Genomic DNA, 12,383 nt, shown 5'->3' with positions numbered 1-12,383 from the left:
AGCGGCTACAGGTGCACGAAGGTGAAACCCATGGCGCGAATCTTCGGCAGCGCCGCGATCATCCCCGCTCCGGTTCCGGAGCGCGGCCGATGCATATGGGCCAGTGAAATAGCGCCGGGCGCGGCCGCATTCATCGCCGATTGCACTTGAGTGGCCGACGCGGTCGCGCCGAAATCGGCGTTGATACTGAAACCGACCGGGGTTTCGCCCAATTCGTTGACGATGGACACCGCGACGTCGTCGTAATGCGCGGTGCCCGCGCGGAAGAAACGCGGCGGTTTGCCGGTGATCGTGGTGAGCAACTCGTGGTTGGCCCACACTTCGTCGGCCGCCTCCCGCGCCGAAGCGGTTCCCGCGATGCCATAGGCTTCGCGGCCGTTCACCGACAGCGGTTTGTGCGCCACACCATGATTGGCCAGTTCGAAGAGCGGATTCGCCGCCAACTGCGCGGTACGCGCGCGGTTGGCATCGATCCAGCGTTTGTTGAGGAACAACGTCGCCGGAATTCGCTCGCTGATCAGGAAGTTCACCAGCGACTCGTCGATGTCGTTGTTGCCGGTCCCGCCGCAGGCGTCGAAAGTGAGCGCCATCTGTTTGCCCGCGGCGGTGAAAGCACTTGTGATTCCCGCCATCTCGACGCCCCACCGCTTCGGCGAGATCCCGGCGTGCCTGGCGGCGACGGCGACCGGTGTGCCCGCGTCCAGGGACGCGGAGACCGGAGCGGCCCGCATCCCGGTGGTGGCGCCGGGCGCGACCGACGCGCGCGCCTGCGTGAGAGCCGTGTTCTGTGTGGTGCCGCACCCGGTGGCGGCGAATCCTGCGGCCAGAGCGGCGCCGACGCCGAGCATCCGCCGCCTCGATATTCCTTCGTCCAGCATCCCTCTAGTCCTCTAGCTTCCCCTCCCGGATGCTACGCGAGCCGGACGCAACGGCGGGACAACAGCTTCCGCCGTCACGTCCGGCTCGCGGTCGTGACGCTGTGGTCGCGCTACGTGTGCGCGATCGTGGCCCAGCCCTCGACGTCCTCGGGCCTGCGCGGGGAGGGGCCGGTGTAGATGGCCGCCGGGCGGACCAGCTTGCCCAGCTGCTTCTGCTCCAGGATGTGCGCGCACCAGCCCGCGGTGCGGCCGCAGGTGAACATGGCGGGCATCATGTGCGCGGGCACCTCGGCGAAGTCCAGGATCACCGCGGCCCAGAACTCCACGTTGGTCTCGATGGCGCGGTCCGGACGGCGTTCGCGCAGCTCCGCCAGGGCGGCCTGCTCCAGTGCGGCGGCGACTTCGTAGCGCGGCGCGGCCAGCCGCTTCGCGGTGGCGCGCAGCACGCGGGCGCGCGGGTCCTCGGCCCGGTAGACCCGGTGACCGAAGCCCATCAGCTTCTCCTTGCGGTCCAGGATGCCCTTGACCAGCGCGCGCGCGTCGCCGGTGCGCTCGACCTCTTCGATCATCGGCAGCACGCGCGCGGGCGCGCCGCCGTGCAGCGGGCCGGACATGGCGCCGATCGCGCCGGACAGCGCCGCCGCGACGTCGGCCCCGGTAGAAGCGATCACCCGGGCGGTGAAGGTGGAGGCGTTCATGCCGTGCTCGGCGGCGGAGACCCAGTAGGCGTCGATGGCCTCGGTGTGGCGCGGGTCCGGGTCACCCTTCCAGCGGGTCATGAAGCGCTCGGTGACCGTGGTGCACTCGTCGATCTTCTTCTGCGGGACCGCGGGCTGGTAGATGCCGCGCGCCGACTGCGCGACGTAGGACAGGGCCATCACCGAGGCGCGGGCCAGGTTCTCGCGAGCGGTCTCGTCATCGATGTCAAGCAGCGGCTGGTAGCCCCAGATCGGCGCGAGCATGGCCAGCCCGGCCTGCACGTCCACGCGCACGTCACCGGTGTGCACCGGGAGCGGGAACGGCTCGGCGGGCGGTAGACCGCGCCCGAACGATCCGTCGACAAGTAGCGCCCACACGTCACCGAAGGTCACCCGGCTCCCGACCAGGTTCTCGATGTCGACTCCGCGGTAGCGCAGCGCGCCGCCGTCCTTGTCCGGTTCGGCGATGTCGGTGGTGAAAGCCACCACGCCCTCGAGGCCACTGACGAAATCGCTGGGAACGGTGGCCTGCCCACCGGAAACCGCGGGGCTGGTAGTCATGTCGCGACTCTCCTTGCACTTGGGTCGCATGTTCTCGCCGATGGGAAGTTGTCGGATTTGACGAGCACATGCCGATCATCAAAACCTTAGCTCCCCGCTACCGAAGAGTAACGTCTGCCCCATGCGTGACCTGGACAATTCATCGGATCTCGCGGCCATGCGGGTCGACTACGGCGGCCTACCGCACGGCGGCAACGACGACGTCGACTTGGACGAGACCTGGCTCGCCGGCGGCTGGGAGCCGCTGCTGCGACATTGGATCGAACAGGCCACCGCGGTCGGCATCGCCGAACCCAACGCGATGGTGCTGGCCACGGTGTCGCTGGCCGACGGCACGCCGCGGCCGGTCGCGCGGACGGTGCTGTGCAAAGGGCTCTCTCCGGAGGGTGTGATCTTCTACACGAACTACGACTCGGCCAAGGGCGCTCAGTTGACCGCCCTCCCGTATGCCGCGGTCACCTTCGTCTGGCCCGCGCTGGGCAGGCAGGTGCACTTGCGCGGCGCGGTCGAGCGGGTTTCCGCCGAGACGACGGTGGCCTACTGGCGTTCCAGGCCGCGGGACTCGCAGCTGGGCGCCTGGGCCTCGCGCCAGTCCCAGCCGATCGGCTCCCGGGCCGAACTGGATCGCACGCTGGCCGAGACGACCGCGCGATTCGCCGATACCGACGAGATCCCGGTGCCGCCGCACTGGGGCGGTTTCCTGGTCCGTCCCGACGAGGTCGAGTTCTGGCAGGGACGGCGCGGCCGGTTGCACAACCGCATCCGGGTGCGGATCCAGGACGCGGGGACCACGGTCGAGCGCTTGCAGCCCTGACGTATTCCCAGCGCGGGCGTGAGAATTCTCGCGTCGATCCGGAGGGGAGGACTGATTACGCTGCGGCGGTGAAACTGCTCGCCGACACCACTCCGCTGCGCAATCCGGACTTCCGACGCCTCTGGAGCTCGGGCATCGTCACCATGATCGGCGCGCAGTTGTCCGTGGTCGCGGTTCCGCAGCAGATCTTCCAGATCACCGGCAGTTCCGGTTACGTCGGCTTGGCCGGTCTGTTCGGCTTGGTGCCACTGATCGTGTTCGGCCTGTGGGGCGGCGCGCTCGCCGACGTGCTGGATCGGCGCAGGCTCCTGCTGATCACCAACTCGGGCACCGGCCTCACCGCCCTGGCCTTCTGGTTGCAAGCGGTGGCAGGGGCGGACAACGTGTGGCTCGTGCTCGGCCTGTTCGCCGTGCAGCAGGCGTTCTTCGCGGTGAACCAGCCCACCCGCAGCGCCACCATCCCCCGCCTGTTGCCGGAAGGCCAACTTGCCGCCGCGAATTCGCTGAACATGACGGTGATGCAATTCGGCGCCATCGCGGGTCCGGTGCTGGCGGGGGTGCTCATTCCCGTCGTCGGGCTCGCCACGCTCTACCTGATCGATGCGGTCGCGCTGCTGGCCACGTTGTGGGCGGTCTGGCGGCTGCCCGAGTTGCCGCCGACCGGAACGGTGCGCCGCGCCGGATTCCGCACCGTGCTGGACGGTTTCGGTTACCTCGCCACGCAACGGGTGCTGCTGGCGTCGTTCGCGGTGGACGTGATCGCCATGGTGTTCGGCATGCCGCGCGCGCTGTTCCCGCAGATCGCGCACGAGACCTTCGGCGACCCGGCGACCGGTGGCGTCGCGCTCGGCCTGCTGTTCGCCTCGATGTCGGCGGGCGCGGTGCTCGGCGGCGTGTTCTCCGGGTGGATTCCGCGCATCCGCAGGCAGGGCTTCGCGGTGCTGGTCTGCATCGCGCTGTGGGGGCTGGCCATGGTCGGCTTCGGCCTCGCCGTCGGGCTCACCGGACACGGTCTCGGTCTCGGCGCCGGGCTGTGGATTGCGTTGGTGTGCTCGGCCTTCGGCGGCGCGGTGGACATGGTCTCGGCCGCGCTGCGGGTCACGATGCTGCAGACGGTGGCCACCGACGAGCTGCGCGGGCGGCTGCAAGGGGTGTTCACCGTGGTGGTCGCGGGCGGCCCGCGCATCGGTGATGTTGCCCACGGTTTCGCGGCAGCGAGCCTGGGTACCGCTGTAGCCGCGGCGGGCGGCGGTGCGCTCGTGGTGGTGGGTGTACTGATCGCGGCGGTCGCGTTTCCGGCCTTCACGCGTTACCGTGTCGGTCGCGCTCCTGCCGAAATCGCCGTGTGACGTGCAGTGCTAACGCTCGGCGACCGCGTTTCGCGGTAGCCACCGGACCTCACCGCGCCGGGACGTGTTTGTGAGCCGCCGCAGGACTACCCTCCGGTATTGTCCGCGTCGGCCAACGGCTAGCGTTGAGGCAAGCGCATCGTGCGCCACCGCGCCGGTGCCTGTGGTTCTAGCCTGAGAGGGATCCTTCCGTGCCCGCTGAGAACATCATCAACGTCGACGACGACGCCAAGCCGGTCCTTTCCTACCCCGGCGGCGAGTTCCCGATGACGGTCACCAGGGCCGCCGAGGGCAACGACGGGATCGAGCTGGGAAAGCTGCTGGCCAGCACCGGGTATGTGACGTACGACCCGGGCTTCATGAACACCGCCCCGACCAAGTCGGCGATCACCTATATCGACGGTGAGGCGGGCATCCTGCGCTACCGCGGCTACCCGATCGACCAGCTCGCGGCGGCCTCGACCTTCATCGAGGTCAGCTACCTGCTGATCTACGGCGAGCTGCCCACGCAGGCCCAGCTCGAGGACTTCACCGACCGCATCCGCAGGCACACCCTGCTGCACGAGGACCTGAAGCGGTTCTTCGACGGCTTCCCGCGCAACGCGCACCCCATGCCGGTGCTGTCCTCGGCGGTGAACGCCCTGTCGGCCTACTACCAGGACTCACTGGACCCGCGCGACCCCGAACAGGTCGAGCTGTCCACCATCCGGCTGCTGGCCAAGCTGCCCACCATCGCGGCCTACTCGTACAAGAAGTCGGTCGGCCAGCCCTTCCTCTACCCGGACAACTCGCTGAGCCTGGTGGAGAACTTCCTGCGGATGACCTTCGGCTTCCCGGCCGAGCCCTACGAGGTGGACCCCGAGGTCGCCGCGGCGCTGGACATGCTGCTCATCCTGCACGCCGACCACGAGCAGAACTGCTCCACTTCGACCGTGCGCCTGGTCGGCTCGTCCGACGCCAACCTGTTCACCTCGGTGTCCGGCGGCATCAACGCGCTGTGGGGCCCGCTGCACGGCGGCGCGAACCAGGCCGTGCTGGAGATGCTCGACGGCATCAAGGCCAGCGGCAGCGACGTCAAGGAGTTCATCCGCAAGGTCAAGAACAAGGAAGACGGGGTGAAGCTCATGGGCTTCGGTCACCGCGTCTACCGCAACTACGACCCGCGCGCCTCGATCGCCAAGAAGCACGCCGACGCCATCCTGAGCAAGCTCGGCGGCCACGACGAGCTGTTCGACATCGCCCAGGCCCTGGAAGAGGCCGCGCTCACCGACGACTACTTCATCGAGCGCCGCCTGTACCCGAACGTCGACTTCTACACCGGCGTCATCTACAAGGCGATGGGCTTCCCGACCCGCATGTTCACCGTGCTGTTCGCGATGGGCCGGCTCCCCGGCTGGATCGCGCACTGGCGCGAAATGCACAGCGAGCCGCTGAAGATCGGCCGTCCCCGGCAGATCTACACCGGCTACGGCGCTCGCGATTACCGCGAGATCAACAATCGCTGACGAAATCCATCCACCATCTATCGAAGGGGATAGCCGAATGACCAAACCGGAGATCGAGTTCCAGGCAGGGCCCGCGCCCACCGAGCTGGTGATCAAGGACATCATCGAGGGCGAGGGCAAAGAAGCCGTGCCCGGCGGCACCGTGGAAGTGCACTACGTGGGCGTCGAATTCGAATCCGGCGAAGAGTTCGACTCGTCGTGGAACCGCGGCGAGTCCATCACCTTCCCGCTGCGCGGCCTGATCCAGGGCTGGCAGGACGGCATTCCCGGGATGAAGGTCGGCGGTCGTCGTCAGCTGACCATCCCGCCGGAGCTGGCCTACGGCGGGGCTGGCGGCGGTCACCCCCTGTCCGGCAAGACGCTGGTCTTCGTGATCGACCTGCTGAACGCCAACTAGTCTGGCGGCGCCGCGTGTTCGCGGCCCTCTTATGGCTCGCGTATGGCCCGTCTTCTTAGAAGAAGACGGGCCATCGTCGTATCTACTTCCTGACGATCTCGACCGGGTCGGTCAGGGCCGCTGCCAGCGCTGCTTGCTGGGTGCTGCTGCGTTGCGGCAGCGCGGCCACCGCCTTGTCGGTTTGCGTGCTCAGGTTGCGCACGATGTTCTGTAGCTGGCTCACACCGCCGGTGAGCTGGCCGATGGCGCCGACCAGTTGAGCGCCGCCCTGTTCGGCGAGCTGCGGGAGGCCCTCGGCGAGTTTCGCGCCTTCGGACAGTTGCGCGCTCGCGCTGGTCAGGCGGTCGACGACGGTGCGGAGCAGGGTGCCGAGATCGGTGTCGGGGTCGACCGCGCCGCCGACGAGCGAGCCGAGGCCGGTCAGCTGGGATCCCGCCTGCGCGGACACGCCGCGCAGCGCTTCCAGCTTCCCGATGATGTCGGCGAGTGCCGGGTCGCTCGCGAACGGCAGCGCGCGCAGCAGCGGCAGGATCTGGTCGAGTCCGCCGCTCACCGTGTTCGCCGTTCGTTCCACCTGCGCGATCGTGATTCCGGTCGAATCGAGGGCCGCGGCGAGCCGGCCCGCTTGCGCGGCGGCGCCGTCGACGGTGGAGTTCAGCAACGCGATGGCCGAAGTGAGTTGCGCCGATCCGGATTTCGCGAACTCCAGGAAGCCGAGCAACTGATCTGCGCCGGAGCTGAACTGGTCGGCTCCCGCGGCGGCCGCCTCGACGCCCGCGTTGAGCAACTGGGCGCTGAACTGCACCTGCGACATCTGCGACCTGGCCTGTGCGACGGCGGTGAGCGCGGCGTCGACGCCTGCCGCGCCGATCCGGTGCGTCACCGCGGTCATCGCGCCGTGCACCAAGTCGGCGTCGGCGTGTTCGTTCGTGTCCACGGTGACCTTGGCCCGCTTCGGTTCGGGCCCGGCCAAAGTGCCCATAGACGCCGTGAGGTCGGCGGGCAGCGTGATCACCGCGGCGTAGTCGTCGGTGTTCGCCTCACCCGGCGCCGCGGCGGTCCATTCGTAGCCGCCCGCGTCCTGCAACGCCTTGACCACGCGCGCCCCTGTCGGCCCGGCATCGGCATTGACCAGCGCGATCCCCGTCGGCCCCCGATCCGTCCCGGTCCATGCGGTGAGCCCGGCGCCGAGCGCTCCAGCTGCGACGAGGGCGACGACGAGAAGGCCCCAGCGGGCGCGTTTTCCGATCACGCCGCAGACCCTAAACGCGAGTTATGGCGCCCCCCTTGGCGTTTCTCTGAGAGTTGTCTAAGTTGCCGACCGCTCTGGTAAGTCCAGGACCAAGCGGATGCCGCCGAGCGTACCCGCGTCGAAATAGGCCCGGCCGCCGTGGAGTTGGGCCTGCTGAGCGACCAGAGCGAGGCCGAGTCCGGACCCACCCTTGCTCGCCTGGCTGCCGCGGAAGAAGCGGTCGAAGACGGCCTCGCGCTCCTGCGGCGGGATGCCGCGCCCGTTGTCATCGATCGAGATCACGATGTGGCCGTCGGGCGCACGGTGCGCCGAGACCAGGGCCTCGGTCGCTCCGCCGTGTTTGACCGAGTTGGCCAGCGCGTTGTCCACCGCCAACCGCAGCCCGGCGGGCAGGCCGCGGGTGACCAGCTCGGCGTCGGAATCGATGCGCACGACCAGGCCGGGGAAGTGCCGCATGGCATCGTGCGCGGCTTGGTCGCACAGGTCGCCGACGTCGGTAGCGACGTGGTCGCGCTCATTGGTCAGGTCGCCGGTGGCCAGCCGCTCCAGCGCCGCGAGCGTGCTCTCCACCCGGCCCTGGCTGCGTTGCAGGTCGCCCAGGATCTCCGACCGCTGCGACTCGTCCAGGTCGAGTGTGCGCAGTACCTCGAGATCGGTGCGCATCGCGGTCAGCGGGGTGCGCAGTTCGTGGGCGGACACGGCGGCGAAGTCGCGGGCGGTCTCCAGTGCGGCGGCGGTCTGCGCCTGCGCCTGGTCCACCCGCTGCAACATGGTGTTCACCGCGTCGGCCAATTGCTCCGCCTCGTGCACGCCCGCACCCTCCACCGGCGCCTGCGGATTGCTCGGATCGGGAAACGCGCTGCGTGCGCCCACCTGCCGGGTGAGCCGGACGATCGGGCGCACCGCAGCGCCCGCGAGCAACCAGCCGAGCCCGGCGGCGGCGGCGATGGCCAGCAGCGCGCCGCCGAGCACCCATCGTTGCTGCTCGGCGGTGGCCTCGGCCGCGTCCGCGGCGGGTATGCCGATTGCGACCACGCGGCCCGCGGGCTGCTTCTCGGTGGTGGTCAGGATCCGGTAGGGGGTGCCGCCCACCGGCACGGTGCGGGAGCCGGTGGGCAACTCGGGTAGTTCCGTGGGCGTGCTCGCGACCACCTCGCCGTTGTCCCGGACGGTCACCGCCATGTTGTTGTTCAAGCCGGTCAGGCTGATGAACCGGACGGCGATCTGCGGCTCGATCAGCACGATTCGCGCCGCGACGTCGAGTTGCTGGTCGGATTGCCGCACGTTGTTGCGCTCGATGGCGCGGATGCTGATCAGGCTGATCAGCGTCACGATGATGATCGCGCCCGCGGCTGCCGCGCCCGCCACGCGGGTGCGCAGCGAAAACGATCGGCGCCGACGGGTTTTCGGCGGTGCGGCGGCGGGCACCGTCATTTCGGCGCTCGCAGCACGAACCCGACGCCGCGGATCGTGTGCAGCAACCGGGGAGTGCCGTCCACCTCGAGTTTGCGGCGCAGATAGCCGACGAACACGTCCACCACATTGGTGTCGGCGGCGAAGTCGTAGCCCCACACCAGTTCCAGCAGACGTTCCCGGCTCAGCACCACTCCGACGTTCCTGGCCAGCGTCGACAGCAGTTCGAATTCCCGCTTGGTGAGTTCGATCTCGCGGCCGTGCAGCAGCGCGCGGTAGCCGGCGACGTCCACCTCGAGCGGGCCGATGGCGACCGCTCCCGGGGTCGCGGGGGCTGGTACGTCCGACCGCCTGCGCAGCAGCGCCCTGATCCGGACCACCAGTTCCTTCAGCACGAATGGTTTGACCAGGTAGTCGTCGGCGCCGGACTCCAGCCCAGCGATGCGGTCGTCCACCGACGCGCGGGCGCTGAGCACACAGATCGGCACCTCGTTGCCCATCGCGCGCAAGGCGGTCACCACGCCCGCGCCGTCGAGCACCGGCATGTTCATGTCCAGCACGATGGCGTCGGGCGCGTTCTCGTTCACACTGCGCAACGCCTGTGCGCCGTCCCTGGCCACCAGGACTTGGAAGCCGGACAAACGCAGCCCGCGCTCGACCGAGGCGAGCACGTCCTCGTCGTCGTCGACGACGAGAACCGTCGGGTTCGAGGTCGAGGTCACGTCGTCCATTCTGCTCCCCGCCTCCGTGAATCTTCGGTCGTGCGAGTCGGCGCGCGGACTCGCGTTCGGAACCAGGGGATGACCCGCCGGAATACGGAAATGCCCGGCGAGTCACCCATGTTTCCGCGGGATCAGTAGTTGTGGCAGGTCTCCGCCACGACGCGGATGGTGTCGCGCAACTGCGCGGTCCGCGGGTCGTTCTCCGCCTGGCGCGCCGCGTCCGGGTTCTCGTCGATGGCCCGCCGCAATTCGGCCCTGCGCTGCTCGACCGGCTGGTCGAACTTGCGTTGCAACTCGGCCTTCTGGTTCGGGTTCGCGTCGAGCATCGCGGCCAGCTGCGGCGCCTTGTCGTGCAGGGCCGCGTCGACCTGGGCGAACGAGCAGTCCGAGGTCAGCAGGGGCTCGGCGTATTCCATCGGGCCCGCGGCGGCGATAGCGGGGCTCAGTAGCAACGTGACCGTGGCGATTCCACCTGCTGCCGCGGCGGCGACGGCAGGGCGGCCTACGGAACGTTTCATGTCTCTGCCTCCAGATCATCGAGGGGTTTCGGGCGGTCTCGAGGCTATTTCGAACTGCTGGCACCGACATGAACATCCTCTGAGGAAACTCTGAGGACGTTAACGGCGGTGCGGAAACTCAGGACGGCGCAACCGGATCCACGTCCGGCGCCACTACGTCGTCGGTGTTCTCCGTGCTGTGCGCCGGGTCCCGCCATTCGGGACGCGCCGCGCGGATCTGCTGCTCCAGCGCCACCAGCACCGCCGGATCCTCGATGGTGGAAGGCACCTCGAAAGTCTCGCCGGAGGTGATCTGCCGGATGGTCTTGCGCAAGATCTTGCCGGACCTGGTCTTGGGCAGCGCGGTCACGACGATGGCGTCGTGCAGCGTGGCGATCGCGCCGACGTGGGTGCGCACTCGCTCGATCAGTTCGTCGCGCAGCCGGTCGGGATCGATGTCGACGCCGGACTTGAGCACCACGTACGCCAGCGGCCGGTGCCCCTTGAGTTCGTCGGGCAGCCCGATGACGGCGCATTCTGCGACGGCCTCGTGCCCCGCGATGGCCGCCTCGATACTGCCCGCCGAAAGCCGGTGCCCGGCCATGTTGATCACGTCGTCGCTGCGGCCGAGGACGTACAGGTAGCCGTCCTCGTCGAAGTAGCCGGAGTCGCCGGTGAGGTAGTGGCCGGGATACGCGGAGAGATAGGAGCGCTCGTACCGGGCCTCGTCCCGCCAGAGGCCGGTCAGCGTGCCGGGCGGCAGCGGCAGACCGATGACGATGTTGCCTTCGGTGTTCGGCGCCACCGCGTTGCCGGAGGAATCGAGCACGCGTAGTCGATAGCCGGGCACCGGTACCGAGGCCGAGCCCGGTTTGATCGGCAGCTGCTGCAGGCCGAGCGGGTTCGCGCAGACCGGCCAGCCGGTCTCGGTCTGCCACCAGTGATCCACGACGGGGCAGTCCGAGCGGCCCGCGAGCAGGGTTTCGTCGGCCCAGGCGTAGGTGGCCGGGTCCAGGCGTTCGCCCGCGCAGAACAGCGCGCGCAGGGAGGACAGGTCGTGGCGGCGGGCCAGCTCGGCCTCGGGGTCGGCCTTGCGGATGGCGCGTAGCGCGGTCGGGGCGGTGAACAGCACGTCGACCTTGTGCTTGTCCACCACCCGCCAGTACGCGCCCGCGTCCGGGGTGCCGACCGGCTTGCCTTCGTACAGCAGCGTGGTGGCTCCGACCAACAGCGGCGCGTAGACGATGTAGGAGTGCCCGACCACCCAGCCCACGTCGGAGGCGGCCCACATCACCTGGCCCGCGTCGACGTCGTAGATGTTGCGCATCGACCAGGCCAGGGCGACCGCGTGCCCGCCGTTGTCGCGGACCACCCCCTTCGGCTTCCCGGTGGTGCCGGAGGTGTAGAGGATGTAGAGCGGATCGGTCGCGGCGACCGACACCGGGTCGGCCCGCGGCGCGTCGCGGACGGCGTCGTCCCAGTCGAGCCACTGCGCGGCCACGGTCTCCGCCGAACTCGGCAGGTACTCGGTGGCGGGCTGCGGCGCGGGAAAGTGGATTGTGTCGAACTGCGGCCGCTGCTTGACGATCACCGTGCGCGGCGCGGTCGTCTCGGCGAGATCCAGCGCGTGCAGCACGATGGGCGGGTATTCGATCTGCTTGCCCGGTTCCAGGCCACCGGACGCTGTGATGATCAACACCGGCTCGGCGTCATCGATGCGCGCGGCCAGCTCCGGGGCCGCGAAGCCGCCGAACACCACCGAGTGCACCGCGCCGATGCGGGCGCAGGCCAGCATCGCGATCACCGCTTCGGGGATCATCGGCAGGTAGATCACCACGCGATCGCCCGCGGCGACGCCCAGCCGCGCCATCGCCCCAGCGAACCGCGACACCTCGTCGAGCAGCTCGGCGTAGGTGTAGACAACGGTGGCGTCGGTCATAGCCGAGTCGTATATCAGTGCGGGCTGGTCGGCGCGGCTCGGCGAGTCGGGGGTGGTGGGGTGGACGTGGCGGTCGAGCGCGTTGAAGGAGGTGTTGAGCCGGGCGCCGGAGAACCACCTGGCTACCGGGCGGGCGCCGCTGTCGACGATCTGCGTCGGCGGCACGTCCCAGTCGATCGCTTCGGCCGCGCCGGCCCAGAACTCGGCTGGATCCACCAAGCTGGTCTGGTAGGCCGGTCGGTACTCGTGCCGCACGTTCAACCCCGTGACTCCCTAGCCTCGCCTCGATGCCCGCCTCGATAGATCTGGTTGATTGTGGCAGACTTCACGCGACGCCCGGGTGGGTGCCGCTACCTTT

General features: G+C 69.1%; 11 protein-coding genes. 4 read left to right on the top strand and 7 right to left on the bottom strand.

The window, feature by feature from the left end; all coding sequences use genetic code 11:
* Positions 1–5 precede the first annotated feature (5 nt).
* The gene (locus AB0L97_RS03685; RefSeq protein WP_364424979.1) at positions 6–878 is read right to left on the bottom strand and encodes a polysaccharide deacetylase family protein; all 873 of its coding nucleotides are present in this window, start codon (positions 876–878) and stop codon (positions 6–8) included.
* Positions 879–988: 110 nt separating this feature from the next.
* Positions 989–2,137: a citrate synthase 2 gene (locus tag AB0L97_RS03680; protein ID WP_364424977.1), complete on the bottom strand. Its 1,149-nt coding sequence runs from the start codon at positions 2,135–2,137 to the stop codon at positions 989–991.
* 121 nt (positions 2,138–2,258) lie between these two features.
* On the opposite strand from AB0L97_RS03680, the gene pdxH reads away from it, so the two are divergent.
* From pdxH to AB0L97_RS03660, 4 genes are all read left to right on the top strand, one after another.
* Entirely contained in the window at positions 2,259–2,951 is a 693-nt protein-coding gene (gene pdxH, locus AB0L97_RS03675) for a pyridoxamine 5'-phosphate oxidase (RefSeq protein WP_364424975.1), read from the top strand.
* A gap of 68 nt (positions 2,952–3,019) precedes the next feature.
* A complete protein-coding gene (locus tag AB0L97_RS03670; RefSeq protein WP_355074930.1) occupies positions 3,020–4,300 on the top strand; it encodes an MFS transporter in 1,281 nt (426 codons plus the stop codon).
* Positions 4,301–4,491: 191 nt separating this feature from the next.
* Entirely contained in the window at positions 4,492–5,805 is a 1,314-nt protein-coding gene (locus AB0L97_RS03665; RefSeq protein ID WP_083880375.1) for a citrate synthase, read from the top strand.
* Positions 5,806–5,842: 37 nt separating this feature from the next.
* Entirely contained in the window at positions 5,843–6,202 is a 360-nt protein-coding gene (locus AB0L97_RS03660) for an FKBP-type peptidyl-prolyl cis-trans isomerase (protein ID WP_355074928.1), read from the top strand.
* A gap of 82 nt (positions 6,203–6,284) precedes the next feature.
* Here the strand turns inward: AB0L97_RS03660 and AB0L97_RS03655 are convergent, their stop codons facing one another.
* The 5 genes from AB0L97_RS03655 to AB0L97_RS03635 form a co-directional block, all read right to left on the bottom strand.
* Positions 6,285–7,454 (bottom strand): hypothetical protein, encoded by a 1,170-nt coding sequence (locus tag AB0L97_RS03655; protein WP_364424971.1) that lies wholly within the window; start codon positions 7,452–7,454, stop codon positions 6,285–6,287.
* 57 nt (positions 7,455–7,511) lie between these two features.
* Complete coding sequence (locus AB0L97_RS03650) at positions 7,512–8,888, bottom strand: HAMP domain-containing sensor histidine kinase (protein WP_355074924.1); 1,377 nt, start codon at positions 8,886–8,888, stop codon at positions 7,512–7,514.
* Positions 8,885–9,598: a response regulator transcription factor gene (locus tag AB0L97_RS03645; RefSeq protein ID WP_355074922.1), complete on the bottom strand. Its 714-nt coding sequence runs from the start codon at positions 9,596–9,598 to the stop codon at positions 8,885–8,887. The genes AB0L97_RS03650 and AB0L97_RS03645 overlap by 4 nt, the downstream gene beginning before the upstream one ends.
* A gap of 122 nt (positions 9,599–9,720) precedes the next feature.
* Complete coding sequence (locus tag AB0L97_RS03640) at positions 9,721–10,107, bottom strand: hemophore-related protein (protein ID WP_355074921.1); 387 nt, start codon at positions 10,105–10,107, stop codon at positions 9,721–9,723.
* Positions 10,108–10,225: 118 nt separating this feature from the next.
* Positions 10,226–12,286 (bottom strand): AMP-binding protein, encoded by a 2,061-nt coding sequence (locus AB0L97_RS03635; RefSeq protein ID WP_364424968.1) that lies wholly within the window; start codon positions 12,284–12,286, stop codon positions 10,226–10,228.
* Between the last annotated feature and the right edge of the window lie 97 nt (positions 12,287–12,383).

It is taken from the genome of Nocardia sp. NPDC051911 (assembly GCF_040681035.1).
Classification (GTDB): Bacteria; Actinomycetota; Actinomycetes; order Mycobacteriales; family Mycobacteriaceae; genus Nocardia; species Nocardia sichangensis.
Note: the sequence above shows the minus strand (reverse complement) of the source record. Positions and strands in the feature narration are given on the sequence as shown.